The following is a 19027-nucleotide window of genomic DNA, read 5'->3' as shown; positions in this document are numbered from 1 at the left end:
TTGCTTCGGTAATTTTTCCCAGTGCGGTAAGCTCAACGTAAGGGAGACCACAAGGGTCTCCGCTACGTATATAGGAAAGGTTCTTATCTCTATTGTTTGTGCAGATGGTTATGAAATACGCACCGCCGGAAGAGTAATCGTAGTCTTTAAGCCTGTTTGGCTTCCGTAAGATCCTCACAACTTCTCAAGTCCGATTTCGAGCCTTCTCATTGTTTCCTCTCTGCCGAGGATATCAAGAATTTCAATCGCACCGCCGGGTGTGACGGTCTTGCCTGCCGCGGCGATTCTGACCGGCCACATAACCGTGCCGTTCTTGAGTCCATTTTCGGCAGCCATGTTGATCAGGCAGTCGTGGATAGAGTCTGCTGTCCATTCGGGAAGCGCTCTCAGTCTGTCGGTAGCTTCTTTGAGCACGACGGGCGCGTTCTCGAGGTTTGTCTTGCTCTTTTTGTTGACAAAGAGCTCCTTGCCGTATTCGGGCAGCTGTGCGAAAAAGTCGAGCATTTCGGGAATCTGCGTGAGCTGTGTGACGCGCTTCCGGAGTATTGCCGCGAACTTTTCGTAAGGCATTTCCCTGTCGCCGAAAACCTGCTTGTAATAGGGCATTGCTGCCTCGGTGAACTCCTCCTCAGTCATTGCCTTGATGTACTCTCCGTTGAACCAGCTGAGCTTGTCGTAGTCAAAAACGGACGGAGACTTGCTGATTCCGCTGATGTCGAACGCCTTTTCAAGCTCTGAGAGTGTAAAAATCTCCTGATTGTCCTTGGGGCACCAGCCGAGAAGCGCGATGTAGTTGATTATCGCCTGCGGCAGATAGCCGTCGTCGATCAGATCATAGAAGCCCGTCGCTCCGTGACGCTTTGAGAGCTTTGAGACGTTGCCGTCCTCGTCCTTGCCCATGATAAGAGGCAGGTGGATGTAGGTCGGGATCTCCCAGCCGAATGCCTCGTAGAGCAGGTTGTACTTCGGGGTAGAGCTGAGGTACTCGCTGCCTCTGACGACGTGGGTGATGCCCATGGTGTGGTCGTCAATGACGTTAGCGAAGTTGTAGGTGGGGTAGCCGTCGGTCTTGATCAGAATCTGATCCTGCAGCTCGCTGTTTTCGACGGTGATCTCGCCGAATACCGCGTCTGTGAAGGTCGTGCTGCCTTCAACGGGCATTTTCTGACGGATAACATAGGGCACGCCCTCAGAAAGCAGGCGGTCGATCTCCTCCTGTGGAAGGTCGCGGCAATGTCTGTCGTAGCCGCCGCCTACGGTCTCTTTCTGGATTTTTTCGAGGCGCTCCTTTGAGCAGAAGCAGCGGTACGCCTTGCCCTCGCGGATAAGCTGCTCGGCGTAGGGCAGGTACATATCCTTGCGCTCGGACTGGACATAGGGACCGAAGTCTCCGCCGATGTCGGGACCTTCGTCGTGCTGCAGCCCGGCGAGCCTGAGCGTGTTGTAAATGAAGTCGACCGCGCCCTCAACCAGTCTTTCACGGTCGGTGTCCTCGATACGGAGGATAAATTTGCCGCCCTGCGATTTGGCGACAAGGTACTCGTACAGCGCCGTCCTCAGGTTGCCGACGTGCATGAAGCCGGTGGGACTAGGCGCGTATCTTGTTCTGACTGTTTTTTCAGCCATATTATCACCCTTTGCTTTTATAGTATACTTAATCAGTATACCATATTTCGGGAAGAAGTACAAGGATTTTTAGTTAGCAGTTGGCAGTTTATTGGAGCAAAATGGTTTGAAGATTTACGTAAACCAAAGTAGAATAAAATAGTTGACAATTGGGCGTGAACGGTGTATAATGTCAACAATAAACATTGAAAGAAGTTGACAATATGACTAAAAACCAACCCTCACGCGCAAAGCTTACTACCCTCGCAATGGTTCAGATCGCACTTTGCACCGCGCTGATCTGCGTCGCGGCACAGCTCGCGATTCCGCTGCCTATCGGCGTGCCGTTTACGCTGCAGGTGCTCATGGTAATGCTCACGGCGCTTATATTAAAACCCCTGTATTCGGTGATTTCGCTGCTGCTCTATGTGCTGCTCGGCGTGATCGGACTGCCTGTTTTTTCGGGCGCAAAGAGCGGAATAGGTACGATACTCTCGCCGACGGGCGGATTCATCATCGGCTTTGTGCTTGCGGCGTTCTTAGTCAGCCTGCTCAAAAACGTACTCGCCAAAAAGCTCGGCGGCAAGCTCACCGTCGTGCGTTATATTCTCGTTACCGTGATCGTCGGAATTCCGGTGATGTATATCCCGGGAATCGCGCTGTATATGGCGTACACGGGAGCGGATCTGCTCAGCGCGGTAGTTACGCTGACCTCGGTTTTCATTCTGCTCGACATATCGAAGTGCGTACTCGCGTCGATCATCGCGGTGCCGCTAAACAAGGCGCTCGCAAAGCTATACTGATCCTCATACATTAATAAAAGACAGCGTCACCGTTCATCAGCGGCGACGCTGTCTATTGTTTTAAATATAATTTATTCCACCGGATTGACGTGAACCATGACGTGCTTTACCTGCGGAAAGCCGTTCTCTACCGCGTCGTGAACCTGCTCGGCGATCTGGTGAGCGGTGCATACGCTGAGCTCCTTGTCGACGCCGATTTCTATGTCGACGTAAATCTTGTTGCCGAATACTCTCGTGCGCAGAAGATCAATGCGTTCAACGCCGTCGATTTTCTCGGAGCACGCTTTGATTTTATCCGCGGTCTCGTCGTCGCAGGAGTGGTCGACCATGCGGTCAACCGCGTCCCTGAAAACGTCGAACGCGACCTTGAAGATGAACAGGCAGATGATTATGCTCGCGATGGGCTCGAGAATGGGGAAGCCGAGAGCCGCGCCGCCTATGCCGATAAGCGCTCCCACCGACGACAGGGCGTCGCTGCGGTGATGCCACGCCTCAGCCGAAAGCGAGGGAGAGTTGATTTTTTTCGCGTTGATTTTGGTGTACCAGAACATCGATTCCTTGACGATGATCGAGGTGATCGCCGCGATGAGGGCGAGCGGACTGCGAAAGGTAAGCTCCGCGTATGCGCCGGTCACAATGCTCTTTACGGCTTCGATTCCGATCGTGCCGCCTGCGATGAATAACACGACCGCGAGAATGATCTCGGCGACGCACTCGAACCGCTCATGACCGTAGGGGTGGTCTGAGTCTGATTCGCGGGAAGAAAGACTAACGCCGACTATGACTATGATACCGCTGAAAACGTCCGAGGCGGAGTGTACCGCGTCTGAGATCATAGCGCCGGAGTTTGCGACGATACCCGCGAACAGCTTGAACAGGGTAAGCGCGATGTTGCCGATCATTCCGACAAGCGACACCGTCGTTGCGACCCGCTTTGCGTCATGCGTTTTATCCATAAAAACAGCTCCTGTATCTATGTTTATTGCTGTAAGCATATGATATTATATGATATTATAAGCTTATTCAGCCCTGCTGTCAATATAAAATTTTGCTTGCATAATCCGTCTTTTCGTGGTATTATTCTTTTATCTTATAAACTGGAGGAATAATCTATGAAAATCAAAAGAATACTTTGCGTTATTACAGCGGCAGCGCTTCTCGCGTCGTCGCTGTTTTCGCTGACAGCGTATGCCGACGACAGCCTTGTGTATTCCGAGGAGTACAAGAGCTCGCCGTACTACGAAAGACTTACCGCCGCTCTCAGTGACAGCGAGGGCAAGTCGACAATGGAAAAGACTCTCGCCGCCGCTCTCTCTCAGGAGGGATATCTGAACTACGCGACTCAGGGCGTCGATATCGAGCAGGCTAAGGCTGACGGTCTTATCTGGACGGGCAAGGAGCTGAGAATGAACGCCGGCAAAACGGGCAACACCGAGTACACACGCTGGGCTCAGGCGTGGATAATGGGCGAAAACGAAAATGCTCAGTACCTCGACTGCGACTGGTGCGCGATTTTCGTCAGCTGGTGCCTTTATCAGGGAGGCTATTACACCAGGGACGAGCTGAAAAAGTACTACTACGCCTACTGTGCCGAACCGAGAATAGAGTTTGCCGCGGATTCGTGGATCCTCGCCTACGACCTCGACCAGAAAAACGTCTGGTACGCTCCGAAGGCGCACCACAAGCTCGACTCCTACAACTGGAACACATACTACAATATCGACGTCGACCCGTATGATATGCCCTACAAGCCCGGCGGACTTGTATTCGTTTCATGGGACGGCTCGGGCGACTACTTCGACCATGTGGCTATCGTAACCGATTACGACGCGGAAGAGCATGTGCTGACCTTTATCAACGGCAACCTCAGCGGCAAGGTAGCCACCGCTCAGCTTGACCTCGACGAAGGTGACGTAAAGAACAGCGACAAAATTATGGCTTACGCGGACTACGACGAAATAAAGCAGCTTGAGCCGAGAAAGCTTTACTCTCAGTACACGGATATCATGTGGGACAAGAGCGCTTCATCGGGCTTCAGCTTCCAGACGGATTCCGACTCCAAGGTCTTTTCGGTCTACGTTGACGGAGAGTACATGGGCTCGAACATCGAGAGCAACATGATTTTACGTGAGGGCATGGTGATAATCGGCAAATCCGAGCTTGTAAATCTCGAGGCGGGAAAACATGATATGATTTTCACCTTCGACGACGGCGAGCTTCCGATAACGCTTACCGTGACCGACGAGAACAGCCTTGAAAACAAGCTCTACGGCGACCTTGATCTCGACGGCAAAATCACCGTAGACGACGCGACCCTGCTCCAGAGAGCGGCTGTTGACTATGTGCGTATGACAGACACCCAGACTGCCCTCGCTGATACAAACGGAGACGGCAGGGTTTCCGTCCTCGACGTGACCTGCGTGCAGAAGTACATTGCGGGCTTCACTTCGGGCATGGGAAAAACCGGAGAAATATACTGATATAAAAAAAGCTGACCGTTCGGTCAGCTTTTTTAGTGATCGGAATTTTTAGCCGTTTGAGGTTTCAGCCTGAGTCGCGTCTGATGCCGCAGCGTCGTCCTCAGCTGCGAAATCGTGGGTATCAGTGATGGACGCCTTGCCCTCGAGATCCTCGTAAACCGTAACGATCGAATAATGCGGCTGCGGGTTCTGGGTTACGGGAGTGATCTTGCAGAGCATCAGATAGTTTGTGCCGGAAACAACCTGTGTTCCGAGCAGAGCCTTTGCCTCGTAAGTCGCTCCGTCAAGACCCTCAAGAGCGGCGGTAAGAGCCTTCTGAGCTTCGGGGCTGACCTCCGGGGTCGCGGGCTCGGCGTAGGCGCCTGTCATCGGATTCTCGGCGTCTGCGGGTGCCGGAGCTTCAACGTCGCTGTTGGAAATATCGGTGATTTCAGCCTCGCCGTTCAGTCCCTCAAACAGAGTTACAAGAGCGTAGGTGGTTTTGGGTTCTGCTGTCGTGGGAGTCGCCTTGCAGAGAAGCAGGTGGTTGGTGCCCGCTACGACCTGAGAACCGAGATACGCTACCGGCTCGTAACCGACTCCGGTGAGAGTGGCTGCCGCCTTGTCGAACACAGCCTTTACATCGTCGGGAACTACGGGTGAAGCCGCGTCGGTGTATCCGCCCGCGATAACGTCGCCGCCCTCGGAAGCGGACGTCTGAGCTTCAGCCGCGGTTGTAGCCGCAGCGTCAGTTGAGGCTTGTGAGCTTGTGTTGTTCTGTCCGCACGCCGCGAATGAGCATACGATAAGTCCGCTGAGAATGAGCGCAAATAACTTTTTCATCAAAATTCCCTCTTTCAATTTGATTTATACGGGGAATCACCCCTCAATTGTATTTTAACATAATCGTTTTAAAAATCAATAAAAATATAAAAAAATTCTCAAAGATTTCCTGTAATATTCACAAGACCTTCAAATTGCAAAAAAACAGTCGTCAAAACGGAGATGAATATCACCGGTTTAACAACAGAACATAAAAGCAAATTGTCATGTGAAAATCATTTTGGACAATATGACGGACGGACTTTTTAACCTCAGTAAAATAGCTGAAAAATATGTCACAAATACAATATTTATCGTCCTTTTAGCGTCTTGGCGGTCGCGCAAAAAAATATTATATTTTATTTTGGTAAATGAAAATCAGCCGCATATACTATGTATGAGGCTTTGCAGCGAGCCGAAAAATGAACCGGAGGACAGTCCAATGAACAGGAAAACAAGACTCTTAAGCTCGGTGATTATCAACCTGATCGTCGCCGCCGCAACAACCGGCGTGATCACGTCTTACTTTATGGGGAACATCACGAACGTAAATTTCCCTCATGAAACCCTGTATTTCTTTACCACCGATTCAAACATCATCGCCGCTGTCGGCTGTGTATTAACGGCGGCGTTCGAAATCGCTGTTCTTCGCGGCAAGCGTGATTCAGTACCAGAATGGGTGCGGGTCATCAAATACTCCGGCATGGTATCGCTGCTTCTGACATTTTTGACGGTCATTGTGTTCCTGCTCCCGCTTTTCGGAGAGGAAACCGTCACCGGAACCTCCTTCCACATGCATATCGCGGCTCCGCTTCTCACCTTCGCTTCATTCGTACTTCTTGAAAACGAGCAAAAGCTCAGCTTCAGCCGCATTTTCTGCGGAATGGCTCCGATGCTCGTCTACGCCGCGGTTTACGTGCTTATGGCGGTCGTTATCGGCTACGGCAACGGCGGCTGGACTGATTTCTACTCCTTCAACCGCAACGGCATGTGGTATGTGACTCTCGTTATGATGACCTCGGTGACATTCGTTCTCTGCGCATCGACGCGCCTGCTGCACAACCACATTTTGTCCCACCGCGACAAGAGAGCGTCCGTGGCTGTACTGCCCGGCGCAGCGTCCTTCGGAAAATAATAAAGATAATAATACGGCGGCTCAGTGACCGAAAGGTCTGAGCCGCCGTTGTTTGTGAATTAAGAATAGCGAATGCAGGACTGACATTTTTCATTTAGCAGACCGGTGTCAATCTGATGGTTGATTTCTGTTTCTTTGAACAAAAACAACTAACAGTAAGATACTTAGAAGAAGCAGACCCCAGAGGACGATTTTTGTATTTTGCAAATCTCCCGTTTGCACAATGCCGTCATCAACTATCACTTTAGAAGGCTCTGTAGCAGAGGTTGGATCTGTATAGTCGGGCTTGGGCGGATTTGTCGGGGTGCTTTCGGGAACAATTTCAGCGACAACTAAGGTGTCGCCTTCGGCTCTGCTCAGTTCTCCTTTTTCTGCGGCATACACAACAAACAATCCGCCGATGGAAAAAATCATACAAAGCGCGAGCAGCATGGCTGCCGCCCTGCGAAAACTGTTCAAAAAAGCACCTCCCATCGAGTTATTTGCAATTTGATTACTTCACTATCAGCTCCAGCGCCGACCGCACGGAATTGAGCTTGGTATCGGGGTTATTCAAATCAGTAATTTGATACAGCACATAAGCGTTGTATGTACCTTTTTCAAGCGTTTCATTCAACGGGATACGTGTGATACCCTGACCGGGCTTTAACAGCGGAGATCGGTAGAGCTCTTTATCATCTACAATTAAGGTCGCGAATAAGCCTACCGTATTCTCTGAGGGATTTCCGATCGAAAGTGTCAGCGTAGTGTCTCCTGCTTTCATTTCCGCATTACCGTAGCCGGGAATGATTGCGTCATCCACGCCGTGAGTTGGCTCATTATCGATGTTGGGATCCCAATTATCTACGATTTCACCGCCAACACCGGCAGAATCGGGCGCAGTCACTTCCTTTGGCTGATTGCTCATGATATAGACTGTCACCAAAGCTCCGGCGAGAAGAATCACCGCGGCAATCAATATGATAATCATTACCTTGTGTTTTTTATTCTTTTCCATTTTTCCACCTCATATTCTATTTTGATACCGCCGTGGCATTCGAAAATGCAAAGCCTCTTTTGAATTTTTGAATACCGCGGTAATCAGCATACTGCCCCGACGGGAAACCGTCGGGGTATGCTGATTCGTGTCTGATTACGGTGCAGATACAGTAGCTCTGCTGTAGAATTCGATAGTGCCTGTGTAAACACCTGCATATTCATCGGTAAGCTTGCCGCTAAGCTGTGACATCGGCAGACTGAGGGTACAGTTGTAGGTTTCACCGATGGTGGTAAGACCGTCAACAATGCCGTAATAGTTGTAATTATTGTCTTCGGGAGTGGTCTCGGTCAGCACGGATGCACCTGTTTCGTTAAGATAATCGTAACCGAGAACAAGACCTGTTGTTTCGTTCTCAAGCTTGAAGAACTTTGTGCTCAGGGTAGCGTCGGTAATAGCGTCAGCGTCGGTTGTGTCTCTTACAGCGACATAGACGCTATCAACAGAAGCGGACTTGTCGATAAGCTCAATGTCGAACGCTTGTGTGTCGGCATCGCCTGTCACATTATTCAGGATGCCGAAATCAACCTTTGTCGGTACCGCGACTTCATACCATACCTCGCCCGGAGCCTTGATCTCAGCGGTAACCTCTGTGTCCCGATCACCGGTCGGATTATCCTGCGTGAGCGTGTAGGTGTCTGCGGCGGATACGGAGATAGCCGAGCCAACCATCAAAACGCCTGTCAGTACAATTGCCAGTAACTTATTAACTTTCATTTTGAAAAATCCTTTCTGCCCCTTGGGGCTATGTTTTGTTTCACTTCTCCCTATGAAACATCTCACAGGGAGAAGATTTTTGATATATTACTCGCCTTTGCGGCGTTTTGAAACAAATGTGCCTATTATCAAAGCGTACATTGCAAGAATAATCAAAGCGATTATCACAGCAGAGGAAGCGCCTGTTTGAACTGCGCCGCCGGTTGAAGAGGTACCGCCTGTGGTCGTTCTGCTCGTATCGTTTGTTGCACTATCCTTAGTGGAAGAATTCGCGTCCGCAGCCCTTTCTGTGGGTGTTTCGGTAGTTTTTTCCGTAGGATCTGTTGGCTGTTCTGCAGGAGAAGTTGGTTCCTCTGTAGGCTGTTCTGTAGAAGAAGTTGGTTCCTCTGTAGGCTGTTCTGTAGGGTTCTCAGTCGGGTCTTCCTGCTTTGTCTGAACGGCAAATACCTGCATGAGCGCCGGAATCTTATAGACCGCTGCGCCGTTATCATAAGATACAGGCTCAAACGTCTGCGCTGCTCCGTCTGCGTCAATTCCCATCAAAACCGCGTCCGCATTGGAAACCGGCATGGATATTTCAACATCTTCGCCGTCCATCCAGATTCCCGTCGGAAGCTCTGTTCCGGCGCCGTCGGTTACTGCGATATAGAACAGCTTTGTACTGTCGCCGTTTAAGGAAAGCTTGTCAAGAATCGTTGAGTAATGCTCGTTTTCGCTTGTCAACTCGGAATAAATCAGATGCGCGCTTTGGTGCATAGTGCCTCTCAGGGTCATGCTTTCCGTATTCTCAACGGTTGTACTCTTGAATTTGGAGAAGTCACCCTTGATAACAGGATATTTGTGGTTAAGGTTAGCGTTGATCAGCCAGTTCAGAGGGATACTGTGTCCGTTTGCATTGTATGTATCCTCGGTGACGCTGTTCAGAGTTTTATCAAACTGATTGTTGACGTTGTTCATTCCGCTGACAACAGATGCGCCCTCTGTGCTGCCTTCGCCTGCTGCGGGAGTTGTATTCGTTTGAGCAAATACATTGGCGAACGTACCCTCGTTGCTTCCTGCAATACTGCCCTTGACGCCTTCGCCGCTGACTTCGTGAGAGTTGTAGGAGGCTTCGATCGTTCCGCTGTTTTGACCCGCGATACCGCCGGCATAGGATGTTCCGCTGATATCGACATTGTTCGCGCCGGCGTAGATGGTGCCGTGATTCTGTCCCGCAATACCGCCGACAGTGCCGCCGCGGAGAATTCCCTCGTTGCGGCTTCCGACGATAATTCCGTTGTTGACTGCCGCGATACCGCCGCAAATATCGGCAGAAAATTCGCTGTTGTAATCGGAAGCGGTGATTTTTTTCGTCACACCCTTGACCGTGACCTTCACGGTAATGGCGGAGGTATGGTTGCCGTTGATGCAGTCGGAAATCACGCCGTTGTTGACATTGGCGATACCGCCCATAGCGTTATGCTGTGCGTTCGTATCCGCCGATTTTACGTCAAACATGTTGACGTCGTGAACAAAACCGTTTTCACCGATTGTGTTGAAGAGTGAATCGTCGGAAACACGCAGGCTGACAATGCAATAGCCGTCGCCGTCGAATTCGCCGTTAAAGGGCTGAGATTCGGAACCGATACCGGTTGTCCAATTAAGGTCGCTGTCCTCAGGTATAATATTAGCCGTGAGCTTGTAGCTCTTGTCGCCGTACTCGGCGTAGTTGCTGTTAATCAGGTCGCGCACCTGACAAAGCTCTGCGTAGCTCGCTATCTCAAAGATGTTATCATCGACAGGCTCAGTAGGAGCTTCTGTGGGAGCCTCGGTAGGAGCTTCTGTGGGCGTCTCGGTAGGCGCTTCTGTGGGCGTCTCGGTAGGCGCTTCTGTAGGAGCCTCGGTGGGAGTTTCTGTGGGCTTTTCAGCCACAACCGTCACTGTGCATTTATCATATATGCTCGGGTTGGATTTCAGGCGCGCCGTGATGGTTGCCGTGCCCTCGGCGATACCGGTAATCATGCCGTCGGCGGTTACCGTTGCGATGCTCTCGTCGGAGGAATACAGGTTCATGTCGCTGACCGTGTAATTCTTTGACGGAGTTAAGATCATGGGCGTGAGGTCTATGTCGATAATGATTACCTCGGACGTCCCGCCGATTTGAATTTCGGATGGATTAGCGACCGCTCTGAACTCCTTGAGCAGATTGTAATTGGAGTTTTCAAAGGCGACTGCTACGGTGACGTTCTTATCCGGCATAGTGAACGCGTAGGTGCTGTCGCCGGAAACATAGCTGAAGCTGACGCTGCCGTCCTCGGTGGTGACAACGACGTTTCCGTCATAGCCGCTGTCGGGCGTTACCGTGAACTCTACGGTGCTGCCGGAGGCGAAGCATGCTTCGGAATATCCGGTGTGCTTCTCATCGGCAAAATAAACCTTGCCGTGGTCGCCGCCGACAAGCTTTACCTTGATAGCGTCGGGGAAGATATACGCGTCCTGATGCGGCATGATGAAGCTGTATACAGAGCCGTTCTGCTGATACTCTATTTCTCCGCCGCTGCCACGTGAATCGGTGGATACGGTGAGGGAGTTGAGCGTGTTTCCGCTGTCGGCAAGGGCAAAGTATACGGTGTCGCCGCCCGCATAGGTGCCGGAATCGGAGTCGGAGATCTTGTTGCCGTCCTGATCGGTGAATACCATCATGCAGTCTGCGTCAGATTCGATATGGACGGTGTGGTTGTCGTTTACTGTAACCCTGACTGTATCGGAGGCGTATTTACCATCGCCCTCATGACCTTTTACATAGGCGCAGACATCGTACTCGCCTTTTGTGAGCGCGACCGCGTTTCCGTGTTCATCAAGCTCAGTGAAGCCGTTCGTCATACCGGTAATGGTGAGATTACCGAGAGGATAGTTGGAGGTCAAGCCGATATTTTCGGAGACGTTGAGCGTGGTAGGATTGATGTTGAGAACGGGAGTATCCTGTTCAAATCTGACCATGAGCTCGACACGGAAATTGGGGGCAGGACTCTGGGGAACGGTGAATCTGTAGGTATATACGGTTCCCTCCTGCGAAACAAACTCGGTGCGTAAACGATCCTCAGTAAAGCCGGTGCTGTTCGCGTAAAGATTTTCAAAGCTGAAAGCCAAATCATTGAAATCGCCGTCATTGACCTTGCCGGTATCAAAGGTAAAGAGCACCTCCGTTTCGGGAGCAGCGTAAACAGTGGGCGTTCCGGTCGCTTGCAAACCGTTGTTATAATTGAACGTAAAGCTGTCGTCAGAGAGGACGCTATCGGTTACGGTATTATAGTCGAGATCTTTCAATACGGAGATTGCCGTTACGCTTACAGCGGTTTGATGCCAGAGTTTTATATCGACATTATAGTCGGGCATCTCAAAGCAGATCGTGTTGCGGAAGGTATCCGAATCCTTGATGGAAGCGGAAGGGTCAAAAGAATCGTCATAATCTATTTCATAAGGAAGCGTTACTTCTTCGCCGGAATCATGCTTGTAAAAATTCACCTTTGCAACATTTGTTCCGTGAACCGTATATCCGACGTAAACCTTCTCACCGGGAACGTAATAATTCTCACTGCCGGGATAGTAAGGATCACGAACCAATTCGGATGATATGTTGCCGCCGACGTCCACTGTATATTCGTCGAACGCTACGGTCACGCTGTACGCCGGCATGGTAAATACAAGATATTTTGTATCGCTGTCAGCGCCGTCGGGAGCGGTATCGCTGTAGCGGTAACTGATATTTGCTGTCGAGCCGTCATCGTTCTTGAATGTGACGGAAGGCTTATGATCGGTCAAGCCCGTACTGATCCATACCTCGCTGCCTGCGTCGAATAACGCTGTGGTCAGCTCAGCTTTATCGCTGTCGGCGAACTTCGCCGCAAAGCTCTTGGGCGGTGTGATCGTGACCGCCGGGATATAAGCGGTCTTTGCGCTGACCGTGACGCTGTCGTCGGGCATAATGAACGAATAAACGCCGTCCTGCCCGCTCACATCTATCAGATCGCCGCTCTTCATCGTGGACGCCGTGACGGAGTCGAGACGGTACTGTTCAGAGGTCAGATCGACCTTGAAGCGAACCTCCTTGCCCTGTGCGAACGCTGCTACGGGGAGCTTGATCTCCGGCTTGCCTTCGCCGGCGATAAATTTGATTTCCGCGCCTTCGTCGGCTGTCAGATAAACGACGTTGTCATAGGTGACAAGATCGCAGGACGAAGCATAGGTGTGGGTGTCGTCGGTATATACGGCGAAGAAACCGTAGTTTGACTCACTTGCGGTCGCCTTGTCGGAGTAGGTGTAGGACGCCGTGCCGTTATTGACTTCAACGGTAGCCTGTTCGTCGGCCGCGATCATGCCGTTGTCGCTCCTCTTGTAGAGGAAGAATGTCACCTTGCCCTGATTTACGGGATCGCCGTTTGCGTCGGTGACGGCGGCGGTCGCGTCCTTGACGTTGGTCATCTTAAGATCGGTAGAGGTCTTGATCGGCTCGTTACCGGAGATAACAAGCTCAGCGGAACGTGACACCGCCTGACTGCGGGCGGTTCCCAAGCTCTCTTCTACGGCGATGACCCTGAAAATCGCGCCGTTCAATTCTTCGGCGTTGTCGGAGTTCAGAGCGACAGAAAGAGTATCGGTCTTTGTGCCGGAGAAAGCAGTCGGATTGCTCTCGGTGCTGTCAGACAGGTTGACCCACTGTGAAACGCTGCCCTCAGTGCCGCTCTCCTCCAGCTTCTGCCACTGATAGCTGACAGCGTGGTCTTTGGAGGCGGGTACCGCGAGTGCGTCAAAGGTCACGGTCGTGCTGCTGCTGACGTCTGCCTCTTTGACGTACGCGTTGGCGGGATGTTTAATGAAGCTCGGACCGCTGCCCTCGAGCGGAAGAGTCGTGCCCTGTGCCTCGCCGCTGCATACGCTGTAGGTGCCGTCGTAGATACTGCGCACCTTGTAGGCATAGGTCGTCTCGGGCTCTAAGTTGGTAGCGAGGAAGGAGGTGGCGGTCGCGTCTACCGTACCGACAGATACGAAGGTATCTTCCTTCGCGCTGACGTTCCTCTGGAATATCTCGTACTTAGATACCGGGCGCTCGGGGGTGCTGGCATTCTTCCATGTGACGTTCAGCGCCGAGGCGGATACGGTATTGACATGGATATTGTCGGGGATTGCGGGAGCGATGTGACCTTCGTTCATCGGAGTGACGATATAGGTCAGCATGAAGGGCGTATCGCCGTTGGAAAGAGGGGACGATCTGAGCACCACGGGAGTGACGTTAAAGTCGTATTTGTTTGCGGGCACCTCGTTATTGTCGCCGTCCTTGGTGTAATCCTCCCAGTTGCAGACCCGCACGCCGAAGCTTTTGCCGGTGATGGTAGAATCAGAGTAAACGGTATTCTTCTCGATTCCGCCGCTGTAGCCGATGGATCCGTCTGCCTTACCGACAAGAAAGTCGATTTCTCCGGCGAGGCCGGCTGTTCCGCCAAGGTCATAGCCCGAAGAGGAGCCGCTGGTGATCGTTTGTTCAAATTCGATCTCAATATCCGCGTCGCTGTCCGCGATGGCGTTGACGGCCACGGGGTACTTGGACTCAAAGATCATTTCGGTTTCTTTTGTTTTTCCGTCAAGATCGCTGTACTCCTGCTGCGTCGAGTAGTTATAGATACTTCCCTTATTTGCGGGATAGCTGTAAGGGTCGCCGATTACGGCGGAGTTGTACTTGGACATATCGATCTTGCCGAGCTTCTCCTTTGAGCCGCCTGCGTCGTAATAATCCTGTACCTTGTCGTTGAATTTATTGACCTCGATCGCGGAGTATGTCTGTCCGTAATTGACGTGGTTGATACAAGGAGTCGTATAAGCCTCGGAAAGCGTACCTACCGCGGGTACCTCGCCGGGGCTGTTATAGCCGTATGCCTCGTAGTTCTCGACCATGTACGCATGCTCTGCCGCGGTGACGATATGCTCGGGGAGATAGACTTCATACAGATAGTGACCGATCGCCGTCGCGCTGAGCACCGCGGTGTCGCTGCCGGCGTGACTGTTGATCGTCAGTTTGCCTGAAAGCGCGTATTCCTTGCCCTCCTGATTGCCGTGATTGCTGTGTCCTTCGATAGAGCCTTTTATGCCGGCGTTTCCGCCGATATTAAAGAGTTCGAAGCCAAAGACAACAGACACCTCTAAAAAGCCGCCGTTGGAGTGGACGACCTCATGATCCTTGCCGCTGCTCTTGCCGGAGCTGAGGGTAAAGGAGCTTTGTCCTCTGCCCTCGCCGTAGTTGAGCTCCTCCCAGTAGGGAACGCTCTGGAGAACTGCCTCTACGGTGACATCGGACCAGCCGACGCTCTTGTCGGTGCACCTGACGGTAGCGCCGTATCCGGAGCACTGCAGAGGAGCGGCGGTACAGAAGTCACCGTCGTCATCCTCGTTCACCCTTGTCCAGCTGTCGTTGTAGTTGTCAATCAGCTGAACGTCGTCTGTGGTGGCGTCCGCATCGTCCGTCTTGCCGGCATTGTTGGTGTTGATAATGGTATGCGTATGCAGATGGTCGTAGTCGGGAGTGCCCGCGTCGGTATCGCCGGCTAAGACAAATAGCTGCTCCTGCATATAGTTGCCGTCGATGCCTCTCATGGCGAACGCCTTGACGATGAACGGGTCGTCGTCGTTGTTCTTGCCCAGAGGCATTTCCCATTTTTCAGCTAATGAGTCACTGTCGCTCCATCTGAAGACTTTTCCGCCAAGGAAAAGGAACTCCGGACCGTTGCCGCTGTTGGTGAAGTTGACAGCCGCGATCGCTATGGGGTTGGTGAGCTTGCGGTCTTCCATCTTACACAGACCGTTTGAGTGGCGGCTCGCCGTCTTCAGATCGCCGCGCTCATATTTGTTTTCTTCTGTGTTGTATTTGATGATCTGAACAAGGTTGGTGTCACCGTTCAGACCGCCCTGTGTGGTGTTGTATTTTGACGAATCACTGCCGAGGCCATCGTTCTTGTAGCCGCCGACGATCAGCGTCTGTTCGCCTTTGCCGTAGAGGTCGCCGTCGGTCGCGCTCGCGTATCTCATTCTGTACGAGCCGTTGCCGTAGGTGAGGTCGTCGGAGTAGACCTCCTTGAGCGATGAGCCGTCGTAGTCGAGAATCGCCATGCACGAACGGTTGTCATAGCCGTTGTAGCGCATCGGCAGGCTCGCGTTGAATACGATATGATCCTCGCCGGAGATGGAAGTCGTCGAAAGGCTGACAATCGGATAGCCGTCGTTGGGGAGCTTGTTGCCGTCGGATTTATAGACGAGCCGCCTGCCCTTGCCGCCCGATACGTCCTCGAGGCGGAAGCTCGCAAGCGTACGGAGAGAATTGTCCTTGTACTTGAGCAGATAAAAGGTCGGATGCTCGGTGGGGATATAGACCGCCAGCTCCTCGCAGCCGTCTTTGTCAAAATCGCCTGCGGTCAGCGCCATGTAGCCCATGGTCTCGTTAGGCTCAAGATCGGATATCGTCGCGCCTCCGGAGATATCCGTTTTCCATTCGGCCAGCTTTTTGTGCTTATCATTCGAGGAGTACTTCTGGGGATCATAGAGCTCGACGTACATCGGGCGTGATAATCTCAGTACAGCGATTTCGTCAAAGCCGTCGCCGTTGACGTCGATACCCTCCATATTCTGTTCCTGGGCATATTCTATACCGCTGTCGAATTGGTCGTTGTTATAGATCTCTCTGTTATTGACAAGGTTGAAGCCCTTGTCGGTGTTGTCTGTGAGTTTATCGCTTCTGTAAACGTTCAACACCGCGTTTTTCTGTTTGGTACCGTTATGATACATACCGAGGCTCATCAGACCGGGCACGGTGACTGACCTGTCAGAGGTGCTTGTTGAGCTGAAACGTATCGGCAACAATATCAACCAAATCGCAAGAAAGATACATTCCAAACGTTTCTTCTTTGGAAAATTCGATTCTGTTATCGAGGGTCAGCGAAAAATTTATGACGCGATTCTCGATTTGAAAGGTGATGACAGCTGATGGCAACGGTCATGTTTATCCCTGAGAGCACACAGAATCGCTTCGCAATGCGGGCGGTTATCAATTACTGTCAGCAGTAGTATAAGACCTTTGACATCAAATCCAAGCGCAGATTGGTCAGCGGTGTCAACTGCGACGGCGAGAATGCCTTCCGTGAATTCATGGCGACGAAGAGAGTTCACGATAAAGCTAATCCGGCTCGCTGATGACCTTGAAGTAAATTTTATTGATAGTTGCAAATTCCTGAGCGGCTGAATTCTTTTCTCCGCAGATAATCAGCGAACCGCAGCCGTCGAAGGTGTCGGGATTGATATAGCTGACAGATGCGGGAATCGTGATTTCACTGAGGTTTTTGCAGTTTTCAAACATACCGTATCCGACGCTGTTTTCATCGCCGAGCTTTTTAACGCCGTCCGGGATTTTCAGGTTCGTCAGACTGCGGCAGAGATCAGCTCTCCGCATACGATCCACAGCCACGGCAGAGCGAACAGCGCCCATTCAAAAGGCAGAAACTTCCATTCGTCCTCCGGCGAGATGAATCGCGTCATGGCAAAGTCCATCATAACGATCAACAGCGCAAAACACAGCAAAGAGTTGATTAAGGAAACGATCAGGTGCTTTTTTTCTCGTTTGTATCGAATCGCCTGAAACAGCTCGGCGGTCTGACCGATCATAAGCAGGATCGAAATAATGCCGATCAGGTAATACAGCAGCGGGCCGCTGATCGACTGCAAGCTCGTCATACAGCCCCACATCCCGTCACGTTGATCGTCAGGAAGGTGAGATCGTCGCTTAATTTGCGCTCGACAGGCAGCAAAGTCGGCGGCAAAGCGGGATCGCGCTCTGCTTCGATCGCCAGACGGATACCGCTCTTTGTCAGTGAGGCGGTCATTCCTTGCAGTGGTCGCAGTCATGGGGGAACAGATACGTGATAGTATCGGCAGCGGCTTGCGCATGGTCGCCGTCAGAAAACGACTCCTCCGCGTAATGTCCGCAGTATTCGCACTGGACGTACACGGTGCCGACTCCATGCTCGTCGTCCCACTCGACGTGGTAATCCTTGCCGTCTAACTCGTAGTCCGACGAACCTCCCGCGTGAGCATGCAGCTCGAATGCCGGAAACATCAGCGCGACAAGCGTTAAGCTCATCAGAATACTGACAACGCGCCGTGGGAGCGTTCTTCCGGTTTTGGTCAGTTGTTGTTTCATGTCTTTTCCTTTCATTTTAGCCTCCTTTGTTTGGGATCATTTGTGCGTTCTTTATCGCTGACGACCAAGCCGAGGGATTTCGCGTTCATCGCCAGCTCCAGACGGCTTTCATAGCCGGTTTTCTCCATGATGTTCCGGATATGCCGCTTGACGGTATTGGGAGAGATCTTGGCTGTATACTCGAATTTTTTGGTCACTACGATTCCCGAACCTCTCGGGTAAAAGTTTGGTATGCCCTTCATCATGCTTTCGATGCTGCGGTCATACCGGTTTTCTGTAAAATACATTGATTGCAGGTCTAAAAACGTCACACAGTGACGTTTTTGCCTCGCTTTGCTCGGCACAGTCGCCTTCGAGTCCCTATTGGCGCGGCGGGTAAAAGTGAACAGGAGATACCAGAATGGGTATCTCCTGTTCACTGTCCTATCCGTACAAAAAAGATTTTTTTCGGAGGAAATGCGTCAGGGACTTGAACTCCCGAAAGGATTCGACATAGTCACTATCTTGGTCAGTCAGTGACTATGTGTGTCTATGTGTGTCCATGAAATGGTTTGCGATAGTTTTAAGCAGTTACATATTTTTGCTTTTGACTCTTGGGATTATCAGGTATTGTCATTTTTAATTTACCTTCGGCAATTAGCGGCTTTAGATAGTGCTTTGAAAAATATGAAAGATTTTTATAATCCAGATAATCACAGATTTCCTTTCTTGTTTTCGGCTCTGTACAGTATTCAAGAATTTGGTCGGTTATGTACCACCGATACCGTTCGCAAACGCGCTTACGCTTTTGAGCCAGCTCTTCGGCTTGCGCTTTTCCAAAGCAACCTTAAAATCACATTTCATAACTGGATACCTCCATTCAATATTTTAACGCAGCCGCGTTAATTCTTTTTGGTTCAGAATCGTGATTTTTCCTCTTCTGAGTCGAACAATATTTTGCTTTTCCATGTTCTTTAGTGTCCTGGAAACTACCTCACGGGAGGAATTGATTTGATTGGCAAGCTGTTCAAGTGTGACGGATATCTCAGGGTTTCCCCTGCTCTGCCCGCTGACAAATCGCCGCGCATATCTTCCTCTGTGACTGTTCTCTGTTAGTTACAGACAAGTCGGAGGTTTTTTTATTTCAGTTTCAGTCCGTCTTTGAATGCGTCACCGACTCTGCCGCCGACCTTATAATAACCGTGGGTGTACGGGTCAAAGACAATCGCTTCAAGGGAGTCAACGTCCACCTTG

The 19027-nt window shown here is 51.3% G+C and carries 18 protein-coding genes and 1 pseudogene; 4 read left to right on the top strand and 15 right to left on the bottom strand.

The annotated features are described in order from the left end of the window. Window positions 1-174 precede the first annotated feature (174 nt). Complete coding sequence (gene gltX, locus KQI64_RS03005) at window positions 175-1626, bottom strand: glutamate--tRNA ligase (RefSeq protein ID WP_216523284.1); 1452 nt, start codon at window positions 1624-1626, stop codon at window positions 175-177. 203 nt (window positions 1627-1829) lie between these two features. Here gltX and KQI64_RS03000 point away from each other — a divergent pair, with 203 nt between their 5' ends. Beyond that, window positions 1830-2408, top strand: a complete 579-nt coding sequence (locus KQI64_RS03000; protein ID WP_216523283.1) for a biotin transporter BioY — start codon at window positions 1830-1832, stop codon at window positions 2406-2408. A gap of 71 nt (window positions 2409-2479) precedes the next feature. Here the strand turns inward: KQI64_RS03000 and KQI64_RS02995 are convergent, their stop codons facing one another. Beyond that, window positions 2480-3364, bottom strand: a complete 885-nt coding sequence (locus KQI64_RS02995; protein ID WP_253289165.1) for a cation diffusion facilitator family transporter — start codon at window positions 3362-3364, stop codon at window positions 2480-2482. A 156-nt stretch (window positions 3365-3520) separates the two neighbouring features. On the opposite strand from KQI64_RS02995, the gene KQI64_RS02990 reads away from it, so the two are divergent. Beyond that, on the top strand, window positions 3521-4888 hold the full coding sequence (locus tag KQI64_RS02990) for a dockerin type I domain-containing protein (RefSeq protein WP_216523281.1): 1368 nt from the start codon (window positions 3521-3523) through the stop codon (window positions 4886-4888). A gap of 48 nt (window positions 4889-4936) precedes the next feature. On the opposite strand, the gene KQI64_RS02985 is transcribed toward KQI64_RS02990, so the two are convergent. Then, a complete protein-coding gene (locus KQI64_RS02985) occupies window positions 4937-5710 on the bottom strand; it encodes a hypothetical protein (RefSeq protein ID WP_216523280.1) in 774 nt (257 codons plus the stop codon). Window positions 5711-6131: 421 nt separating this feature from the next. Between KQI64_RS02985 and KQI64_RS02980 the strand changes: the two genes are divergently transcribed. Beyond that, entirely contained in the window at window positions 6132-6824 is a 693-nt protein-coding gene (locus KQI64_RS02980) for a hypothetical protein (RefSeq protein WP_216523279.1), read from the top strand. A gap of 108 nt (window positions 6825-6932) precedes the next feature. On the opposite strand, the gene KQI64_RS02975 is transcribed toward KQI64_RS02980, so the two are convergent. The 4 genes from KQI64_RS02975 to KQI64_RS02960 all read right to left on the bottom strand — a co-directional run bounded on the left by KQI64_RS02975 (window position 6933) and on the right by KQI64_RS02960 (window position 16386). After that, entirely contained in the window at window positions 6933-7283 is a 351-nt protein-coding gene (locus tag KQI64_RS02975; RefSeq protein ID WP_216523278.1) for an LPXTG cell wall anchor domain-containing protein, read from the bottom strand. 34 nt (window positions 7284-7317) lie between these two features. Further along, entirely contained in the window at window positions 7318-7821 is a 504-nt protein-coding gene (locus KQI64_RS02970; RefSeq protein WP_216523277.1) for a hypothetical protein, read from the bottom strand. Window positions 7822-7956: 135 nt separating this feature from the next. Further along, complete coding sequence (locus tag KQI64_RS02965; protein WP_216523276.1) at window positions 7957-8577, bottom strand: hypothetical protein; 621 nt, start codon at window positions 8575-8577, stop codon at window positions 7957-7959. Window positions 8578-8664: 87 nt separating this feature from the next. Then, entirely contained in the window at window positions 8665-16386 is a 7722-nt protein-coding gene (locus tag KQI64_RS02960; RefSeq protein WP_216523275.1) for a fibronectin type III domain-containing protein, read from the bottom strand. Window positions 16387-16411: 25 nt separating this feature from the next. Here KQI64_RS02960 and KQI64_RS02955 point away from each other — a divergent pair, with 25 nt between their 5' ends. Continuing rightward, complete coding sequence (locus KQI64_RS02955) at window positions 16412-16585, top strand: MobC family plasmid mobilization relaxosome protein (RefSeq protein ID WP_216523274.1); 174 nt, start codon at window positions 16412-16414, stop codon at window positions 16583-16585. A 189-nt stretch (window positions 16586-16774) separates the two neighbouring features. Here the strand turns inward: KQI64_RS02955 and KQI64_RS02950 are convergent, their stop codons facing one another. The 8 genes and pseudogenes from KQI64_RS02950 to KQI64_RS10725 form a co-directional block, all read right to left on the bottom strand. Next, window positions 16775-17047, bottom strand: coding sequence for a leucine-rich repeat protein (locus tag KQI64_RS02950; RefSeq protein ID WP_216523273.1), 273 nt, complete (start codon window positions 17045-17047; stop codon window positions 16775-16777). Then, window positions 17017-17328 (bottom strand): hypothetical protein, encoded by a 312-nt coding sequence (locus tag KQI64_RS02945; RefSeq protein ID WP_216523272.1) that lies wholly within the window; start codon window positions 17326-17328, stop codon window positions 17017-17019. Before KQI64_RS02945 ends, KQI64_RS02950 begins: the two co-directional genes overlap by 31 nt. Then, window positions 17325-17477 carry a hypothetical protein gene (locus tag KQI64_RS02940; protein ID WP_216523271.1) on the bottom strand — a complete coding sequence of 51 codons (153 nt, stop codon included), beginning with the start codon at window positions 17475-17477 and terminating at the stop codon, window positions 17325-17327. Before KQI64_RS02940 ends, KQI64_RS02945 begins: the two co-directional genes overlap by 4 nt. Continuing rightward, the gene (locus KQI64_RS02935; protein ID WP_216523270.1) at window positions 17474-17809 is read right to left on the bottom strand and encodes a hypothetical protein; all 336 of its coding nucleotides are present in this window, start codon (window positions 17807-17809) and stop codon (window positions 17474-17476) included. Before KQI64_RS02935 ends, KQI64_RS02940 begins: the two co-directional genes overlap by 4 nt. Further along, window positions 17806-18081: a LuxR C-terminal-related transcriptional regulator gene (locus tag KQI64_RS02930; protein WP_216523269.1), complete on the bottom strand. Its 276-nt coding sequence runs from the start codon at window positions 18079-18081 to the stop codon at window positions 17806-17808. Before KQI64_RS02930 ends, KQI64_RS02935 begins: the two co-directional genes overlap by 4 nt. A gap of 275 nt (window positions 18082-18356) precedes the next feature. Then, a complete protein-coding gene (locus KQI64_RS10730; protein ID WP_442911977.1) occupies window positions 18357-18533 on the bottom strand; it encodes a Fic family protein in 177 nt (58 codons plus the stop codon). An 11-nt stretch (window positions 18534-18544) separates the two neighbouring features. Beyond that, a pseudogene (locus KQI64_RS02925) lies at window positions 18545-18637 on the bottom strand (ATP-binding protein); the annotation flags it as partial. A 24-nt stretch (window positions 18638-18661) separates the two neighbouring features. Next, a complete protein-coding gene (locus tag KQI64_RS10725) occupies window positions 18662-18817 on the bottom strand; it encodes a helix-turn-helix domain-containing protein (protein WP_442911976.1) in 156 nt (51 codons plus the stop codon). Window positions 18818-19027 lie beyond the last annotated feature (210 nt).

The organism is Lachnoclostridium sp. MSJ-17 (genome assembly GCF_018918205.1).
GTDB lineage: Bacteria > Bacillota > Clostridia > Oscillospirales > Acutalibacteraceae > Ruminococcoides.
The sequence above is the reverse complement of the archived record's forward strand: the minus strand, read 5'-3'. Positions and strand labels throughout refer to the sequence as shown.